The organism is Clostridium tertium (genome assembly GCF_017873245.1).
GTDB classification, from domain to species: domain Bacteria; phylum Bacillota; class Clostridia; order Clostridiales; family Clostridiaceae; genus Clostridium; species Clostridium tertium.
Map to the genome: position 1 here is coordinate 86,329 of NZ_JAGGJY010000009.1, position 19,662 is coordinate 105,990.

Here is a 19,662-nt window from a genome sequence, read left to right on the forward strand (position 1 = left end):
TTATTCTTTTATTTCAATATTATTTTCATTTTTTGAAATTTTATTTTAATATTTGGTAATTATTTGTATTTATAAAATGAATATTTTTGTATTTTTATTAATTTGTAATTGATTATATATATGTATGATATATTATTCTAACCATAATTACTTATAATATAAAAAAGTAGAAAGATTTAATTTTAATAAATCTTTCTACTATATTAAGATTAATATCTTAATTTTAAAAAATGGTGAATTCTTCACCATTTTTTAATTTTTCATATTATAAATTTGCACTTCTACTTTCAACTTCTAAAGTTTCACCTTTTTCTTCTGCTAATAATTTCTTGTCATAAATTCTAACAAATGGATAATATAAAGCTATTGATATTAAAATACAAATTACATTTAATACTGCAGCTCTCCAGTCTCCTCCTGTAGCTAAATAAGCCCCAATCGGTCCTGGCAATGTCCAAGGTGCAATCAATTGAACTCTATTGACTAGTCCTAATGTGGTAGCAAACCATGCTAAGGTACCTGTAACTAATGGTACAGTTATAAAAGGTATAATTAATGTTGGATTTAATACTATTGGAGCCCCAAACACTATCGGTTCATTTATATTAAATATACCCGGTACTAAAGCTGCCCTACCTATTTGCTTACCGTAAGTAGATTTACCTCCAAACGCTAAAGCTAAAATTAAACCTATAGTACATCCTGATCCCCCAATATATAAGAACCATTGAAAGAAAGGTTCTGCTGCTATTGCTGTTAAAGGAGCTCCCGCTGCTGCTGCAGCTGAGTTTTGTTCTAATAAAATTAACCATACTGGTCTTGCAATAGATCCAACTACTGAAGCACCATGAATACCAAATGACCAGAAGAAATCTTGTAAAATTGCCAATATCCAAACACTTGGTAATGTATCACTTGCTTTTACAAGTGGGGTAACTATTTTCCCAATAAATCCATGCCAATCAAATTGTAAATAATATGTTATTGAACCAATTAATAAAACTATAATTGCTGCAGGTGTTAAAGCTTCAAAGCTTCTTGCAACTGATGGTGGAACTTGTTCAGGCATTGAAACTTTAAATCCACTTTTATTTGTAAATCTAAATATTTCAACGGCTAGTATTGATACTATAATACCAACAAACATTCCGCCTCCACCCATGTTTGCCATAGGCATTTGGAATCCTTGTGGAACTCCCTGATACCATTTTAAAAGATCTGGATTTCCATTAATTATTTCCATTAACTCAGGAGCCAAAGCACCTACACTTTTTGGAACAAGTGTTAATAAAAATGCTGCCGCTGATAATGTTCCTCCAGTAACTCCATCAAGTTTATAAGATTTTGCTAAGCTATAGCCTATACCCCAACAAGCATATACTGTCATAATATACATTGTCATTCTATATGGTAGTACTATTGTAGCTGCATTAGCCTTTAGGGTTTTATAAATCCCCCAGCTTTGTGGTAATGGTGGATTTGCGATAATTAAGAAAAAGGACCCAACAATAATTAATGGTAAAGTAGCTATAATACCGTCTCGCACAGCACGTAGATGACGTTGCTCTGCTAGTTTTGCCATAGGCGTAGATAATTTTTTGTCTAAGAAATTAGCAAAACTGCTCATAATTTAATTCCTCCTTAAATAATAATATTATAATAATTTAGAGTTATATTAAAACTTGCATACTCCTATTTACTTTCTGCAAGTTCTTTAACTTGTTTAAATAATTTAGGTCCACCTAATGGACTATAAGCTTGAGGCTGTATTAGTTGGCATGGAACATTAGCAGCATCTGCATATTCCTTTAAATAATCAAAGCGGTGCCTAATTTGTGGTGCTACCATTGCAACATCATATCCACTCTTAACCTCTTCTTCAAATTCCTGTGTGCTTACAGCCTTTACTTCAATATCTACGCCATTTTTTTCTGCTTCTTTCTTCAGTGCATTTACTGCTATAGCACTAGACATTCCTTGTGAACATACAAATAAAACTTTCATAAATAATTCCTCCTAAAATAAATTATATAAAATAAATATTTCAAAATAAACGTTTTCATTTTCTTTATAGCTACATTGTTTATATTAAAGATAGAAATTTAAATATCCCCATAAATACGAAATTACAGCAAAGGATACAGCAAAGAATAAATAGTTAAGCCAAAACCCCTTGCAAAAGCCTTTTCTACTTTCAATAAAATATCTAGCATAAGAAATTGAAAAGCTTGTTATAAATGTATTTCCTATCAAAATACTAAAACTATTGCTTATACCTAATACACTTAATATACTTGGTATTATAATAGTTGCAATTACAGCTCCTAAAAGTATAACTAATGCACTTTTATATCCAAATGTCGGTATACTATAATCTGTCTTTTTAGCTTGCAATTCGCTAACATTAAAACCTTTTCTCATAATTTTTATTACCTCTTTTAACAATTAATAGACAACTTTATTTACCCTCTATTTTCTTGTGTAGCTTTATTATATGCTCTATTAATGTTTTAGCTTCAATAGCTGTCATTAAATGATCTTGAGCATGAACAAATAATACTGAGACTTCTGTTTTTTCTCCTCTTGCTTCTGCTTGAATTATATTTGTTTGTATTTTATGAGCTTGTCCTAAATAAGCATCAGCTTCTTTCATTAATTCACCTGCTTTATTAAAGTCTCCCTTTTCAGCAGCCATTAATGCTTCATATGCTAACCCTTTAGCTGTTCCACCTTGACTAATTATTTCAAAAATAATGCCTTCCATATTTTCCAATATATCACCCCATTCATTTTTTTACTTATATACCATTTATTACAATTTATTATAACTTTATTATACACTATTATATTTTTATTTCAATATTTTTTTTATCTTTTGAAATTACATTTTAAAAACATATTCTAACTACATTTGACAAATTATAATAGATATTAAAATTAATAAAAGAGAAGTTCAATAAACTTCTCTTTTATTAATTTTATTTAAAAGCTAAGATATTTATAAATTATTCATTTCTTATACATTTATTATATTTTATTTTTTCAACCTTCTAATTGCCCATAATATACCATCTTTTGCTTATACTTATATAATTCAATTAAGTTATTTTTGCTTTTTTCTTCATTTTCATAATAATCAACAATATCTTTTATAGCATCGTAAAATCCTAAATGAATACTTTTCTTTAACTTCTTAATTCCATTATTAATCAACTCACTATTATTTTCCTGTTTCCCCTTTATTATCTCATTTTTTCCTTCTATAAATGTACTTTTTCCTTGATCGAATCTATAACTTTTTTTATCTATACTATATATTAAATCTTCAAATTCATCTATTTTTCTTCCTCTCATATATAGATAATATTCTAGATTTGAATATGCTTTTAATTCTCCTAATGAGATAGCTTTAAGATAATATTCAATCGCATCTTCTTCATTTTTATTAAATAATTTTTCTTCTGATAATTCACCTAATAAATTATATGCCTTACCTTCATCTAAAATTAATAACTCTTCTATATATTCATTGGCTTTGCTATTAGATATCTCTACTCCTATTCCCTTTGAATAATAGTAAGCAAGTTTAAGATTTCCTTCAACTATATTAATTTCTCTTAAAAGATATGCTCCTTCTAAAGCCTTTTCGGGCTCTTTATCTATTCCTATACCCTTTTCATGAATTTCTATTATATTTAATAATGCTTCTGCATTATACTCTTCAGCTGCTTTTTTATACCACTCTATAGCTTCCTTTGAATTTGCCTTAACGAATATTCCATGCTTATACCAATTTCCAAGCTTTATCATTGCTTTTTGAGATCCCTTTTCAGCAGCCTTTATAAAATACTTAAAAGCTTCTTGACTATTCTTTTCTACTCCAACTCCATATACATGAATTAATCCATAATAATATATAGCCTCTATCATATCATTTTCCATAGCATAATTTATACATTCTAGTAATTCATCTTCATCTATTTCTTTTTCTTTTAATAAATCAATTAAATACTCACTTGCAAGGGCTTCTGCTGCATAATGAGATCCCTTTTTATAAGCCTTTTTTAAATATTCTAATCCCTTTTCCCTATCATCATTTAAATATGCAACTCCAATAACATACAAAGAGTGAGGATCTTCACTTTCTATGGCTGTCTTCATGTAAGTTAATGCTTTTTTCTTATCTATATTAACTCCATCTCCATTATAGTACATTATTCCAAGTCGCTGAGTTGATTTTAAATCTCCATTATTATGACCTTTTAAATAATTTACCAATGCCATTTTTAGATTATTATCTTCTTCATATAGCTTGCCAATCTTATAATATAGAGATATATTACCTTCCTCTATACTTTTATCATATAGTGAAAATGCTTTTTCTCTATCTTCATCTACATATAGCCCCCAATAATACATATCCCCTAGACTCTCCAGACAATTCATATCATCTTTTTCTACACCTTTTGATAAATAAAAGAAAGCTTTTTTATAATTAGTATCTATAACATTACCTTCTAAATAAGATTGTCCTAAAATATAATAAGAGTCTTCAAAATCATTTTCTGCTGACTCTTCTAACCAATAATATGCCTTAAATATATTTTTCTCACAACCTTCTCCATTCTTATAAAGATATGATAGTGCATATTGGGCCGGAGCAAATCCATTTTCTGCTGCTTCCTTATACCATTTAAATGAATACTCTAAATTTTGCTCTACTACTTCTCCTGTAAAATAGATATACCCTAATGAATATTGAGAAAATGCATTTCCCTTTAAAGCTGCTTTCTTATACCAATATAAAGCTTTTTCTATATCTTTTTCTCCTCCATAACCCTTTTCCCAAAACAGCCCAAGATAACTTTCCGCATATTCATTCCCCTCTTCTGCTGCTTTTTCAAAACATTCCCTTGCTTTATAATAGTCCTTTTCAACATTTTTTCCTAAATAATATAGCTCTCCAGCTAATAAGTATTCTTCTACTGAATTAATCTCTTCGTCCTCACCATCATCTTCTTCATATTCAATTGAATTTATTGAATTTAATAAATCAATCTCATCATTTTCTTCATCTAATTCATCATAGTTTAAATACTTGTCAAATATCTTTTTTTCATATTCTGCTAATTTATCATAGAATAAAGAATAATCCTCTTCTCCACAATTAATAACTAGCCAAACGCAGATTTCATAAATAACCTTTTGATTATTTAACAATTCTGCAAACTCTTTTTTCTTATCCATACTTACATCATTATCATCTAATATATCCCTTATATAATATAAGTCCTCCACATAATTAACTAGACACTTCATAAGATCATATGGAATTATATCTTTTCTAGATAAATATTCAATATTTTCTACCAATGAATTCTCACTATTATAAAACAACTTATTATTTAAGTGTATTGTTATGATTATTTGCTTGATTACTTTTTCTAGCCTTGAGCATATTATTTTAAAATCTTTTTCCTCTGCTATTTTGTTCAAAATATAATATAAATCTCTAAATTCAAGTAATAAAAAATTGAAGTCAAATTTAAGTTTCATCATTCCCCCATAAACTATCTATTTAATTTCTTAGTTATATTTTATTTATAGGAAAATTTTTATAGAACTTATTAGTAATGAAAGAATGAAAGATTTAAAAAATGAAAGATTTAAGGAGATGATTCAGATAATCTGAATTATAAAATGAGGTTGTTTATTTATAGATTACTCTACAAAAGCACAGGAAGAGTGAAAAGTTAAAAGTGAAAGAGTGAAAAGTTTAGGATGTTTTCCTTAACTCTTTCATTCTTTCACTTTTTAAATATTTGATTAAAAATATAAAATAATAAAGATAGCGAGAATGTGAAATAAGCATATAGCGAGCAATTAGAAGTACTTGGCGAAGGAAAAACTACTAGGCCTTAGTGTTGTTAGTTTGTTTGAGCTTAGTGAGTTAACCAAAACTCTTGGCATAGTAGTTTTTCCAAGCCTAGTACTTCTTTGCACAGCTATATAGCTTATGGAACATATCTAGTTATCTTTACCTTTATATTGTCTATTCTTCTTCCCAGCTTAATGATCTCTTAACTGCTTTTCTCCATCCCTTATAGTATTTATCAACTTTTTCTTTATCAAGCTTAGCTTCAAATTCATCAGCCATATGCCAGAACTGTTTAACTTCTTCTCTATCCTTCCAGAAACCTACTGCAATACCTGCTAAGTAAGCTGCTCCTAGAGCTGTTGTTTCTGATATTATAGGTCTTATAACATTCTTTCCTAATATATCTGCTTGGAATTGCATTAAGAATTTGTTTCTGCTTGCTCCTCCATCTACTTTTATATTCTTAAGGTCAGATCCTACATCTTCTTTCATTGCATCTATAAGATCCCTTGTTTGATATGCTATTGATTCAAGAGCAGCCCTTATAAGATGATTTCTGTTACTTCCTCTAGTTAATCCAAGTATTGCTCCTCTAGCATACATATCCCAATGAGGTGCTCCAAGACCAACAAAGGCTGGCACTATATAAACTCCTCCATTATCATCAACTTTAGACGCAAAGTATTCAGTATCAGCTGAATCGTTTACTATTCTAAGTTCATCTCTAAGCCATTGAACAACAGCACCACCAACAAATACAGATCCCTCTAAAGCATATTGAACTTTTCCATCAATCCCTATTGCTATAGTAGTTAAAAGTCCATTTTTGCTTTCTACCATTTCTTCTCCTGTATTCATTAATAAGAAGCATCCTGTTCCATAAGTATTTTTTGCTTCACCCTTTTCAAAACAAGTTTGACCAAATAAAGCTGCTTGTTGATCTCCTGCAATACCTGCTATAGGAACATCTGAGTTACCACCAAGATTTACATGCCCATAAACTTCAGATGAATTTCTAACTTCAGGTAGCATTGATTTAGGTATATCTAATTCTTCTAATATTTTTTCATCCCATTTTAAGTCTTTTATGTTATAAAGCATAGTTCTAGATGCATTAGTGTAATCTGTAATATGAACTTTACCATTAGTTAACTTCCATACAAGCCATGTATCTACAGTTCCAAATAAAAGTTCTCCTCTTTCAGCTTTTTCTCTTGCACCTTCTACATTATCAAGTATCCATTTTATTTTAGTTCCTGAGAAATAAGCATCTACAACTAATCCTGTATTTTTCTTAATATAATCTTCCCATCCATTAGCTTTTAAATTATCACATATATCAGCTGTTCTTCTACATTGCCATACTATTGCATTATAAATAGGCTTTCCTGTGCTCTTTTCCCAAACAATTGTAGTTTCTCTTTGATTTGTTATACCTATAGCTGCAATTTCATCTCTATCTACATTAGTTTTTGCTATAACTTCTTGAAGAACTCCATATTGAGTTGCCCATATTTCTACTGGATCATGTTCAACCCATCCTTCTTTAGGATAAATTTGTGTAAATTCCTTTTGGCTTATCCCTATTATATTTTGTTCCTTATCAAATACAATTGCTCTTGAACTTGTTGTTCCTTGATCTAATGCTATAATATACTTTCCCATAATCATCTCTCCCCTTAAATTAAAATTCTATAACTTAATAATAAAATCAAATACTAAGCTTCCAAAAACTCCTCCAAGTATAGGTGCCAAAACTGGTATCCAAGCATAACTCCAATCTGAATCAATTTTATTCTTCATAGGTAAGATAGCATGTACTATTCTTGGTGCTAAATCTCTAGCTGGATTTATAGCATATCCTGTTGTACCACCAAGGGATAAGCCTATTGCCCAGACTAAGATACCAACTAAAAATGATCCCATAATTCCTACTGTTCCTATTATTTCTCCCCCTGAACTTTGGAAAGTAGTTTTAAACACTTCACTATAAGTTATTCCTCTTATTCCTATTAATAATACAAAAGTGCCAGTAAATTCGCAAATGAAATTATAAAGATTGCTTCTTATTGCTGGTGCTGTACAAAATGTTCCTCTAACGTCCTCTCCATTTGAAGTTTCATCATAGTGTAATTTGTAGTTAAGATAAACAACAAGCATTCCAGCCATTGCCCCTAACATTTGGCTGATGATGTATCCTGGTACTTGACTCCATTCGAATAAACCTGATGAAGCTAGTGCAATAGTTACTGCTGGATTTAGATGAGCTCCCCCCATCCATCCTGTAATATAGGCTGCTATTGCTACAGCGAACCCCCATCCTGCTGTAATTACAATCCAACCTGAAGAATTACCCTTAGTCTTTCTAAGCACTACATTTGCTACTACCCCGTTACCAAGTAATATCAAAATAAGAGTACCTATGAATTCTGAAAAATAAGCTTGCATTTTGCTCTCCCCTTTATTAAATTTTTTATAAAAAAACTACATAAGATCGCAAAAAACAATCCTATGTAGCTTTCTCTCCAATTCTCCATTTCTACATATACCAAATTTCTTTTTTAGTTGTAGATATACATGTTGCACCACTTTTTAATGTTTCCATCACGTCTTCTTTATCAGAAATTAATCCACCAGCTATTAAAGGTTTATTAAGGCTTATTGAAAGCTCCTTAATTATCTTAAAAAGTAATCCTGGAAGAATTTCTACTGCATCACATTCTTCTACTAAATGATTCTTCATATTTTCTTTAGATAAACTATCTATCATAAATACTCTCTGAATAGCTATAAATCCAAGCTTTTTTCCCATTCTTATCATTTGAGGTTTTGTACTAATTATTCCTTGAAACTTTGTATTTTCTTTAATAAATTTTAAAGCTATCTCTTTACTAGAAATTCCCTCAACTAAATCAACATGTAAAATTCCAATTTTTCTATGTTTAAATATCTTTTCACTTAAATTTTTAATGTTTAATATGTCTCCGAATAAAATAAAAATAACTTGTATATCACTTTGTAAAGCTAAGTCTAATTCCTTCTCATCCTTAACAGCTGCTACTATTGGATTATCTTCTAAAATCCTTTTAAAATTATTCATTTCATCCCCTACCCCTTTTGTAATCATTTACAATAGTATGATAATTATATCAGCATCATATGAAACTAGCAAATATAATAATTATTAATTTAAATAAATAGATATTAAACAAAAAAGAGCTTAGCAAAAAAGAGGGTGTATCCCAAATTTGTGCTTAACTCTATTATCTCTTGCACTTAATATTCAATTTATTGTACTTTTATTTTCCACATTTTTATTCTATCACTATTATTTGTATTTTACTACATATTTTTAATAAAAGATTTAATATTTGCTTAAGCATGAAATAAGAATTGCAATCATAATTCCTATAAATGCTGGAATTAAAATAAATCCAAATATATGTCTTCCTTCTTTTTGAGCAAAGTTAATAGTTACCCCTTTTCCATTTTTTCTATCAACAACTTCAGAAGGATCTTCTGGATTGTAGTAAAAGATACCAAACTTCCAATACTTCGAATCATTATCTTTATTCATTAGAAAGTTACCTCCACTTATCCTTTCTTTACTACACCTCTATTAGCATTCTATTTTATATTATAATAAAATAGAATAACTTTTTGTATATTTTGTAAAAATATTTAATTAGTACTACAAAAAAGATAAAAGGAGTTGAAAAAGTAATTTTATACTATATTCTTACTCCTTTTATTAAAGATATTATTGTGTTAAACCCTCAATAAACTTATCATAATCATTTTCAGTAAAACCTATTTTCCATATTTGTGGATTTTGACTCACAGCTCCATACCAAACCTTTATCATATTTGTATCTTCATCGTACACAAAACAACTTCTATATATCTCCATATCATCCCATTTACCAGATGTTCCTTTTGATAATATAGGATTCTTATAAGTTGTCCAATTTACTCCATCACTTGATTTCGCATAATACAATTCTGTTTTATCGCTACCTGTTCCATTTTTATATGCTGGATATATAGCCCAATATTCGTTTTTTGATGGTATATATTCTACATTTACATGCCATATTTGAGAACCATCTTGAGCTAATGTGTTTACAACTGTTGGATTTGACCAATTTACTCCGTCACTTGATTCTCTTAATTCAACTTTATTACTTTGATTGTTCCAACCACTATTTCCTGTATTAACTGACCACATATAGTATTTATTATCTTTGAATATTATAGATGGTGATAAAGTACTATATTTTGCCCTATTATCATCAACTACCACTTGCTGAGAACTCCAATTTACTCCATCCTTTGATTTTATTAATTTAACCCATCCTTTTGTTATATCATCTGATTCTACCCAGTACACCCATAACTCATCAGTTGCTTCATTATATATCATATCGACATCACAATTATGTCCTACTTGTGGCATTGGAGCTATAGGATTTGTAACACCTACAGGAACCTCCCAATTTATTCCATCATTAGATGCTAGTATTGAAGGATTTTCAGCAACTGAGCTACCTGTTCTATTTGGGGTCATTATCATCCAATATTTATATCCATTCCAACCATTTTTAAAATATTTGACATCTGGATGAGTACTTTGATTTAATCCATCATAAGTTGGTATATTCAAATAAGTTTCAGCATTTTGTAATGGTTTTTCTATTTTGGATATCTCCCATCCAAATACCTTTAAATCAGCTACTGTAGTAAATTGTTTATTATTAATTTCTGACAGAGCTTTAAGTTTTACATACCTAGATTTTGTTTCGTTGAATTTTACTATTTTTTCTGTAGAGTTTGATTCAAAGGTTCCTTTTGATATAGGTTGTCCCCAGTTCACTCCATCTAAACTTAAATAAACTTCATAGTCCTTTATTGTACCATTGGTTCCTCCATCTTGTCTTGGTAGATAATTAATTTGATTTATATTATATACTCCTCTTAAATCAATTTGAATCTCATGCGGCATTGGTGCAGCGTTTCCGCCACTATATTTTGTGTGCCAAATAGTATTATTATTACCATCAAAAGCATTTGTAGCCCTTCCATTTTCCCCTGTAGTTTCTTCACTATCTACATATTTTAGAGCCCAAGAATTTTGAGGAATTGCTTGACTGCTTGCTTCTTTAAAGGTTGCATAGAAAGATACATCGCCTTTATAAGCATTATATCCTGTTCCAATAGGAAATGAATTTGGTAATATATTATAATTATATGGATTATTGTTAGCACTTTGTTTCATGGATGATGGATTAGTTTTTGTTTGTAGTACATCGTTATCAGGTTGGAAAACTAACCAATATTGCCCTGAAGGTAATGTAACAGAATTTACAACCTTCTTTGTATTCCAACTATTTTTAGTAGGAACAAACTCTTCTACGTAAGCTTTTTTAGTACCAGGTTTCCCGTTATTATCGTCATAAATAGCAATTTGTAGTTTTCCACTTTCTGAATTATTTCCTATATAAATACTTAAACTATCTATTGTTGCTGTCTTTTCTAATGTAGTAGAAACAGCATTTAAATATTTAGAATTTCCACTATCTGTTGATGATAATATTGTATTATTTCCAACATCAAATGTAGTAACCTCTGCTGGTGTATCATCTGGTATTGCTCTAACTAATAAATTATCAGTAAAGCTTGTATTTATAGTCGCTGTTGGTCCCTTTACTCCTCTAGCAATAACTCTATTGTTAACATAATCTTCAATTCTATATGTGGCGTTACTGTCTAATCCCTTTATTTCTATATTTCCTGAATAACTAGAATTATCTTTGTAGAATGAATAATAAATATCTTCTCCTTTTCTTATAACATATGACTCTAATGGATCTATTCCGTATTTATATAAGTTTCCTATAAATTCTCCCTTTGCTAACTCTAAATCTCTTGCAAGTCCGAAGTATTTATTATATTGTTCTCTATCTGAACTACTTAATGTTGTATGTTTAGTAATCATAACTGATCCTGTACCTAATGCTGACGGTAACCAAACTGAATTATGATCTGTTGTTACTGGAAAATCATCTCCAAATATAGCTTTAAATGCTTTCACTCTTGTTCTTGTTTGTACTCTCGAAATTGGATCTGCTGTTGGTGCATGGTTCACATATGGTGTTGAATAAAAATCCTGAGGTGTTCCGCAATTACATAATTCTATAAAAGTATCTGGATTTATCGCTATGGACTGTTCATATATAGCTTCATAGAATTTATATTGATTTTCTAATGTATCTGATAAACTTGAGTGTTTATGAGAACTATCATAGCATTTAGGTATTCCCCATACATAATCTTCTTTGAATCCATCAAATCCCCATTCTTCTAATGCCACAGTTACAAAATCTTTATGATGTTGAATTGAACCTTCTGAATTTGGACATAATGCAAATCCTGCTGTTCCTCCATTTCCGCCTCCAGGCCCTGGTAACCTAACCATATTCCCTTGTGAGTTCTTAATAAACCACTCTGGATGTTCAGATACTAATTTGCTATTTATCCCTCCGTCTACTGGTCTCCACCATAAAATAGCTGTCATTCCTCTTTTATGGATTTCATCTGTAAGATATTTCATGTCTGCATTTCCATTTGGAAACTTTTGAGGACTTAATTCCCAATCACCAGCATAAGTGTACCACCCATCATCTAGAGTAATTTGTTTTATCCCCATCGCTTTAAGTTCATCTAATTTATTAACTATTTTTTCTATTGTAAAATCAAATTCGAATCCCCAACTTTCCCATCTAGAATCATATGCTATATCAGGTATTGAAGCTGGTGCAGATATTCCCTTATCTTTCATAACTCCTGCGTAACTCTTTAGCCCAGAATAATAATCACCATTTGTTGCAGTTATAACACTTGTACCTATAGCAATTTCAGCACCTTTTTTTAAAGTTTGTCCATTCCACTCCATTCCTAATGAAACTGTATTATCTTTTCCTATAATAGGCAACTTAAATTCTCTTCTTGAAGTTGATGCATCACCTATTCCAATTCCCCCCACAGAGTTATAAACATAACTAAATGGAACTCCTACAGAATAATTATTTTGTCCACTATTATGGTTATATCCATTAGTAACATTAACGATAGTATTTGCTCCTTGTTGATCTGCACACCCTTGATATGCAAGAAAAGGTCCTTGCCCTAAACTCATTGTATACTCATTTTCATGAAAGCTATCTACTAATAAATCGTTACTTTCTGCTTTATAACTTACTGTTGAATATATTGCTCCTGGATTGCTGTTAGATGTTTCTAATACTATCTTTCTTATCAGATTAGTAGATGAACTTTTAGATATAATAGTAAGTCTATTTCCAACACCTAATATCGAGTTTATGTTTTCTTCTAGATTTTTTGATATAATTACAAAATCTCTTATCTTTTGTCCACCTATTATTGGATAACCTGAAAAATCTGCTGTATCTAAAGAAGTCGTAGCTTTTGTTTTAACTCCATTTTCATCTACTAGATAAATACATGTAGCACCTCTATTGTCTACTTCTAAAGCAATTCCATTTCCATTCAAAAAAACATTTTCATTTGCTTGTGAAATATCAGTATCTAATTTTTCAACACTAATATTATCAATTAAATTATAAGCATTACTTGAAGTCCAGTTCGAAAAAAATCCCAGTCCACACATAGCTGTAATAAAAGTAGCTAAAATTCTTTTTTTCATTTTTATTCCTCCCTATAAATAATTTATAAAAATAAAACTACCCCAAAGACTATCTTAGATATTTAAGAAACACTAAGAAGCAAAAGGATAGCTTTTAATTTATTTACTTAACTATAAAATTCCAACGAATGAAAGTAATATAGACATTATGAATGTTGAGAAAATAAGTACTACTGGGCTAATTTTCTTATTTTTTATTAAGAAATACATTAATAATGTATATCCTAATGGCAAAATATTAGGGAATATCTTATCAAAAAAGTCAGTTTGTAATGATACTGTTTTACTTTCATTAACAACTATATTTGTTAAAACATTTATTTTTACATAAGATGCTATTAATCCACCTATTACTGTTACTCCTAAAACTGTTGCTGCTTTTCCTATAACTTTTGAATTATGCTTTATTTTATCTATAGCTTTAACTCCTAAATTATACCCTAAATGAGTCCAAGCAATTCTTAATATAAATACTATTAAATATACGGTAAAGAATATTATTGGTCCAAGCACGCTACCTTCCATTGCAAAAGAAGCACTTATCCCTGCAACTATTGGTAATAAAGTAAACCAAAATATTGCATCTCCTATTCCTGCTAATGGTCCAAATAAAGCAACCTTTAATCCTTTAATAATACTTCTATCTTCATTGTTTTCTTCTAAAGAAATAAGTAATCCCATCAAAAATCCAACTAAATTTGGATGTGTATTTATAAACTCAAGATTATCACTCATTGCATCTGATATAGCTTTCTTATCATTCTTATATATTTTCTTAAGAAATGGCAGTTGTGCTACTGTAAATCCACCTGCTTGCATTCTCTCATAATTAAAACTTGCCTGTAAAAATGATGACATAAGACCAAGCTTAGTAATATCTTTTTTAGTCAATACTTTCTTAGATTCCTTCACCTAAATCATCTCCTTCATTATTTGATTTAACTATTAAGCTTTCCCTATCCTTATCAAGATTGTAAGTAAATAAAGCAAATGCAGCTCCAATTACCGCTACTGGTAATAAGTTAGAGTATTGCACAAATGAAGCTACAACAAATCCTACTATTAGAAATGGTATATATTGCTTCTTTAACATTACCTTTAATAACATTCCAAATCCAACTGCTGGTAATATTCCTCCCGCTATCTCAAATCCATGAGTAAGCCAAGATGGCATTGAATTTACTAAAGATTGCATAGCATCTTGTGCTACGTATGCAGATAAAAATACTATTGCTCCATAAGTTAATGCTACTATTAAAGTAGTTAATATATTTAATTTAATTAATCCATTTATATCAGCATCGTCTGCAAATTTATCTGCCTTATTCATAAAGAAAGAAAATGTTGAATAATAAAATAAAATTACATATTGCATTAAGAAACTAAATGGTAATGCAAGTCCAATTGCTGTAGCCGCATCTTTTCCAGTAGTATATGCTATAACAGTTGTCATAACTCCTGCTAAAACTGGATTTGGTGGTTGTGTTCCCCCTGCTGGTGTTAACCCTGCAAATGCTAATTCAGTAAGTCCTCCCGCTAATAATCCTAATTGTAAATCCCCTAAAATAATTCCTGTTAGTGTACATACTATGATAGGTCTAAAAATAAATAATCCTTCTAACCAAAAATCAATTCCTACTATAGTCGCCATTACTGCCAAAAGGATACCTTGAATTAAAGTAATACTTTGCATTATAAATCCTCCCTATTTTATATTTTCTTTAATATCTCCAGGAACATCTTGTATAAATACATTTATTCCCTTTGACTTTATAAATCTTAAATCTTCTAAATCTTTATCATCAACATAAACCTTCTTACTAATTTGTCTCTTTCCCTTATCAAAGTGCATATTTCCAACATTTACGTCTTTTATAGGAACCCCACCTTCTACTAATGCTCTTACTTCATTTGGTGTTCTACATACTATAAATATCTTTTGTGCAGGAGATGCTTTATGAATTATATTTATTGTCTTTTCAATAGTGAAAAATCTTATTCCCGCCCCAGAAGATTCTGCTGTAATTCTCATCAGTTGCTGTTGTAATGGATCCTTTGCACTTAAATCATCTGCTACAACAATTAAATTTGCTCCTAAAGAAGTAGTCCACGTTATTCCAACTTGTCCATGTACTAATCTATTATCTATCCTTACTAGTAATATATTTGGCATTAATAATTCCCCCTATGTCTTTCTTTATTTTATTTAATATACTCTTTAATATCTCCTGGAACATCTTGAATAAATATTTTTATTTTAGTACTCTTTATAGCCTCTAAGTCTTCTAAATCTTTATCATTGACATATACTTTTTTACTTATCGCTTTTTTTCCTTTTACAAAATGTAAGTTTCCTATATTTAATTCTTCTATTGGAACACCTCCTTCTATTAATCTCCTTGCATCTTCTAATGTTCTACAAACCAAAAATATCTTCTGTCTTTCACTTGCCTTTGGTATAGCTTTAATAGTCATATCTATCGTAAAGAATCTTATACTTACTCCTGCTGTATTTGTTATTACTCTCATTAAATCTTGCTGAAATTTATCTTCCAAAATTTTATCATCGGCTACTATAACTAAGTTAACCCCTAATGACGTTGTCCATGTTAATCCCACTTGCCCATGAACCAGTCTATTATCTACCCTTGTTAATACTATATTTGGTTTACTCACTTGTCCCTTCCTCCTAACCCAAATTTATGTATTCATTTACATTTACTGTATGACTTAATTATATTTATTCATTTATTATTTACAATACTTTTGAATAATTATGAACCACTTTTATAAATTGTATTTAATTGAAATATATACCAGTAGTATCATTTGTATCTAATCTTCTTATTTCAATTACATACTAAGTTAGTATATAATTTAAATTAACAACTTTTGCTTTAAGGAGTGATTTTATGGCTGAGAAACCTCTTTATGTAGATATCTCTGAAAAAATTCTTTCTAGTATAGAACAAAGGAATTTTAACGAGAACTCATCGCTCCCATCAGAGCGAGCTTTGTGCGAACGTTATCACGTAAGTAGATCTACAATACGACAGGCTCTTAATCATTTAAAATTTAATGGATATATATATACAGTCCAAGGAAAGGGAACCTTTGTAAAACCAATAGTTTATGAACAGAACTTATTTAAATTTTATTCTTTTACAGATGAGCTAAGAAATAAAAATATAAATGTCAGTAACGTAATAATTGGACATGAATTAGTTTCAATTAATGATGTACTAGCTTCTAAATTAGGAAGGAAGTGTAATGAAATATTTCACAAAATAATTCGTTTGAGGTTTGCCGACTCTTGCCCAATAATGATTGAAACCATTTATCTTCCTCAAAATAGATTTTATCATATAGAAATTGGGAAAATAGAAAAAGGATCAATGGCTTCATATCTTACTAAAAAATATGATTTACAATTAGATAGAGTTATAGAAACCTTTAGACCAGTACTTCCAAGATATTGGCAGTGTGATTTATTAAAAATTTCTTCTAAGGATCCTTGTACAATGTTAGAGAGATTCTCATATGAAAACGATATACTAATTCAATATACAGTATCTATTATAAGAGGGGATAAATATATATTTAAAACCGATCTATCTCGCAATTATCTAGGAAATAACCTACCCTTATAAAAAATAAAAACAGTCTTACAACATTGTAAAACTGTTTTTATTTTTATAATACCTTAGATAAGAAATCTATAGTTCTTGAGTTTTTAGGATTTGTGAACATTTCTTCTGGAGTTCCTTGTTCTACTATATTTCCGCCATCCATAAATAATATTCTATCCCCAACTTCCTTAGCAAAGCCCATTTCATGAGTTACTACAACCATAGTCATTCCTTCTTTAGCTAAATTCTTCATAACATTTAAAACTTCTCCAACCATTTCTGGGTCTAAAGCAGATGTTGGTTCATCAAATAACATAACATCTGGTTCCATAGCTAAAGCTCTTGCTATTGCTATTCTTTGCTTTTGTCCTCCAGATAATGATGCTGGATATGCATTTGCTTTTTCTAATAATCCAACCTTAACTAATAAATCTTTAGCAATTTTTTCAGCTTCAGCTTTTGATTTATTCTTTACGTTTATAGGTGCTATTGTTATATTTTCTAATACTGTCTTATGAGGGAATAAATTAAATTGTTGGAACACCATTCCCATCTTTTCTCTTATTTTATTTATATCAATATTTTTATCTGTTATATTTTGTCCTTCAAATATTATTTCACCTTTAGTTGGCTCTTCTAATAAATTTAAGCATCTTAAAAAAGTACTTTTACCAGATCCTGAAGGCCCTATTACAACAACAACTTCACCTTTTTTTATATGATCATTAACGCCTTTTAAAACTTCATTGTCTCCAAAATATTTGTGTAAATTATTAACGTGAATCACTAGCCTTCATTCTCCTTTCTATATAATTCATAACTCTTCCAAGTGTAAATGTAATAACAAAATAGAATACAGCTGCAACAATTAAAGGTTCAAATGCTCTAAAAGTTTTTCCTGTAATAACTTTTGCACTATACATAATTTCTCCAACTCCTATTACAGATGCCATTGAAGATTCCTTTATTACTGTAACAAATTCATTACCTATAGCAGGTAATATATTCTTAGTTGCTTGAGGTATTATTATAAGCTTCATTGCCATAAATTGATTCATACCTAAACTTCTTGCAGCTTCTAATTGCCCTTTATCTACAGCATCTATACCTGCTCTTATAATTTCAGAAACATATGCAGCTGAATTTAAAGAAACTGCTATTATACCAGCTGGTAGAGGATCCATATTTATATTCAATAATTGATCGAATCCATAATAAACCAACATAATTTGTAGTAACATTGGTGTTCCTCTAATAATTTCTATATAAGCTGTTGCTACTATACTTAAAGGCTTTACCTTCCCAATTTTAAATTTTGATCTTTTCATAAGAGTTAATAATGCACCAAATATAACTCCAAATAAAACACTTAAAAGTGATATTAATATTGTCCACTTAATACCAGTATAGAAATACTGCATATTTCCAGCTAATACACTAAAATCTAATGTCAAAGCTTACACTCTCCTTACTATTTTTGCTTTTCCGCTAATTCATTTGCTTCTATAATAAATTGATCTAACAATTTTTCTTCTTTAATTCTATTAATTGTTGAATTTATTTGTTCAACTAAAGCTTCTTGATTCTTTTGAATTCCAACTGCTGATCCACCTTCAGTATCTTTTACTTTTTCTTCTGCTATTATAAGTTCTGGATTATTTTTAACTATCATTTCTGCAACTGGCAACTCTACTACTAAAGCCTCAATTTTCCCACCTTTTAAAGCAAGAACTAAATCATTAACATTTGAAAGTAATTGAAGATCTGCTTCTGGAACTTTTTCTTCTGCAATTTTCGCTTGAATAGCCCCCATTTGTGCTCCAACCTTTTGTCCTTTTAAATTTTCAAAAGTTTTATATTTATCCTTGTCTTCAGCTCTTACTAACATACCGTGTTCAGCTACATAATATATCTCTGAAAAATCTATTGCTTTTTTTCTTTCTTCATCTGGTGTCATTCCTGATATAGCTAAATCAATCTTACCTGAAGAAACTCCAGCTACTAAGTTTTCAAAATTCATATCTTGTAATTCTAATTCTACTCCAAGGTCTTTTGCTATTTCTTTTGCTATATCAACATCAAATCCAACAATTTGATCTTGTCCATTTTCATCTAAAATATGAAATTCATATGGTGCATAATCAGCACTTAACCCTACTACTAATTTTCCTGAGTCTTTTATTGCTGATAGCTTATCCTTTTTTGCTCCACAGCTTATCAACCCTAGTCCCATAACCCCAACAATTGTTACAGCTAATATCTTCTTTATAATTCCTTTTTTCATTATTAAATCCCCCTCTTTATGATTAAATATACATTCTCTCTTTAATTACGATAGTATAATTATACACCCATTATTCATTTTTATTCAATACCTTTTTTATATTTTTTTAATATTTTTTATTATTTATAGTATTTTAATAAAAATATTA

The 19,662-nt window shown here is 29.7% G+C and carries 18 protein-coding genes; 1 reads left to right on the forward strand and 17 read right to left on the reverse strand.

The features are described 5' to 3' along the window. Nucleotides 1-265: 265 nt before the first annotated feature. The 14 genes from J2Z25_RS11210 to agaB (J2Z25_RS11275) all read right to left on the reverse strand — a co-directional run bounded on the left by J2Z25_RS11210 (nucleotide 266) and on the right by agaB (J2Z25_RS11275) (nucleotide 16,277). Nucleotides 266-1,627, reverse strand: a complete 1,362-nt coding sequence (locus tag J2Z25_RS11210) for a PTS sugar transporter subunit IIC (protein WP_008680866.1) — start codon at nucleotides 1,625-1,627, stop codon at nucleotides 266-268. 65 nt (nucleotides 1,628-1,692) lie between these two features. Next, nucleotides 1,693-2,004 carry a PTS sugar transporter subunit IIB gene (locus tag J2Z25_RS11215; RefSeq protein ID WP_008680867.1) on the reverse strand — a complete coding sequence of 104 codons (312 nt, stop codon included), beginning with the start codon at nucleotides 2,002-2,004 and terminating at the stop codon, nucleotides 1,693-1,695. 84 nt (nucleotides 2,005-2,088) lie between these two features. Beyond that, complete coding sequence (locus J2Z25_RS11220) at nucleotides 2,089-2,421, reverse strand: hypothetical protein (protein WP_209740546.1); 333 nt, start codon at nucleotides 2,419-2,421, stop codon at nucleotides 2,089-2,091. Between the two features lie 37 nt (nucleotides 2,422-2,458). Next, nucleotides 2,459-2,764, reverse strand: coding sequence for a PTS lactose/cellobiose transporter subunit IIA (locus tag J2Z25_RS11225; protein WP_209740609.1), 306 nt, complete (start codon nucleotides 2,762-2,764; stop codon nucleotides 2,459-2,461). A gap of 278 nt (nucleotides 2,765-3,042) precedes the next feature. Further along, nucleotides 3,043-5,556 (reverse strand): tetratricopeptide repeat protein, encoded by a 2,514-nt coding sequence (locus J2Z25_RS11230; protein ID WP_209740548.1) that lies wholly within the window; start codon nucleotides 5,554-5,556, stop codon nucleotides 3,043-3,045. Between the two features lie 496 nt (nucleotides 5,557-6,052). Next, nucleotides 6,053-7,543, reverse strand: a complete 1,491-nt coding sequence (glpK, locus tag J2Z25_RS11235; RefSeq protein ID WP_097032990.1) for a glycerol kinase GlpK — start codon at nucleotides 7,541-7,543, stop codon at nucleotides 6,053-6,055. A 27-nt stretch (nucleotides 7,544-7,570) separates the two neighbouring features. Further along, nucleotides 7,571-8,326, reverse strand: a complete 756-nt coding sequence (locus J2Z25_RS11240; protein WP_099345759.1) for an MIP/aquaporin family protein — start codon at nucleotides 8,324-8,326, stop codon at nucleotides 7,571-7,573. A 91-nt stretch (nucleotides 8,327-8,417) separates the two neighbouring features. Continuing rightward, nucleotides 8,418-8,978 carry a glycerol-3-phosphate responsive antiterminator gene (locus J2Z25_RS11245; RefSeq protein ID WP_099345758.1) on the reverse strand — a complete coding sequence of 187 codons (561 nt, stop codon included), beginning with the start codon at nucleotides 8,976-8,978 and terminating at the stop codon, nucleotides 8,418-8,420. Nucleotides 8,979-9,242: 264 nt separating this feature from the next. Next, a complete protein-coding gene (locus J2Z25_RS11250; RefSeq protein WP_209740551.1) occupies nucleotides 9,243-9,455 on the reverse strand; it encodes a DUF5808 domain-containing protein in 213 nt (70 codons plus the stop codon). A gap of 183 nt (nucleotides 9,456-9,638) precedes the next feature. Continuing rightward, the gene (locus tag J2Z25_RS11255) at nucleotides 9,639-13,601 is read right to left on the reverse strand and encodes a discoidin domain-containing protein (protein ID WP_209740553.1); all 3,963 of its coding nucleotides are present in this window, start codon (nucleotides 13,599-13,601) and stop codon (nucleotides 9,639-9,641) included. 111 nt (nucleotides 13,602-13,712) lie between these two features. Beyond that, a complete protein-coding gene (gene agaD, locus J2Z25_RS11260; RefSeq protein WP_097032994.1) occupies nucleotides 13,713-14,513 on the reverse strand; it encodes a PTS galactosamine transporter subunit IID in 801 nt (266 codons plus the stop codon). Beyond that, nucleotides 14,500-15,294 (reverse strand): PTS galactosamine transporter subunit IIC, encoded by a 795-nt coding sequence (gene agaC, locus J2Z25_RS11265; RefSeq protein ID WP_008680883.1) that lies wholly within the window; start codon nucleotides 15,292-15,294, stop codon nucleotides 14,500-14,502. Before agaC ends, agaD begins: the two co-directional genes overlap by 14 nt. 12 nt (nucleotides 15,295-15,306) lie before the next feature. Continuing rightward, nucleotides 15,307-15,774 (reverse strand): PTS galactosamine transporter subunit IIB, encoded by a 468-nt coding sequence (gene agaB, locus J2Z25_RS11270; protein ID WP_008680885.1) that lies wholly within the window; start codon nucleotides 15,772-15,774, stop codon nucleotides 15,307-15,309. A gap of 29 nt (nucleotides 15,775-15,803) precedes the next feature. Then, nucleotides 15,804-16,277: a PTS galactosamine transporter subunit IIB gene (gene agaB / locus J2Z25_RS11275; protein WP_008680886.1), complete on the reverse strand. Its 474-nt coding sequence runs from the start codon at nucleotides 16,275-16,277 to the stop codon at nucleotides 15,804-15,806. A gap of 236 nt (nucleotides 16,278-16,513) precedes the next feature. On the opposite strand from agaB (J2Z25_RS11275), the gene J2Z25_RS11280 reads away from it, so the two are divergent. After that, on the forward strand, nucleotides 16,514-17,251 hold the full coding sequence (locus tag J2Z25_RS11280; RefSeq protein WP_209740555.1) for a GntR family transcriptional regulator: 738 nt from the start codon (nucleotides 16,514-16,516) through the stop codon (nucleotides 17,249-17,251). Between the two features lie 43 nt (nucleotides 17,252-17,294). On the opposite strand, the gene J2Z25_RS11285 is transcribed toward J2Z25_RS11280, so the two are convergent. The 3 genes from J2Z25_RS11285 to J2Z25_RS11295 are packed head-to-tail and all read right to left on the reverse strand — an operon-like array spanning nucleotide 17,295 to nucleotide 19,514. Further along, nucleotides 17,295-18,017, reverse strand: a complete 723-nt coding sequence (locus J2Z25_RS11285; RefSeq protein ID WP_209740557.1) for an amino acid ABC transporter ATP-binding protein — start codon at nucleotides 18,015-18,017, stop codon at nucleotides 17,295-17,297. Then, nucleotides 18,004-18,651, reverse strand: coding sequence for an amino acid ABC transporter permease (locus J2Z25_RS11290; RefSeq protein ID WP_035286039.1), 648 nt, complete (start codon nucleotides 18,649-18,651; stop codon nucleotides 18,004-18,006). Before J2Z25_RS11290 ends, J2Z25_RS11285 begins: the two co-directional genes overlap by 14 nt. 50 nt (nucleotides 18,652-18,701) lie before the next feature. Beyond that, nucleotides 18,702-19,514 carry a transporter substrate-binding domain-containing protein gene (locus tag J2Z25_RS11295; protein ID WP_035285490.1) on the reverse strand — a complete coding sequence of 271 codons (813 nt, stop codon included), beginning with the start codon at nucleotides 19,512-19,514 and terminating at the stop codon, nucleotides 18,702-18,704. Nucleotides 19,515-19,662: the final 148 nt, after the last annotated feature.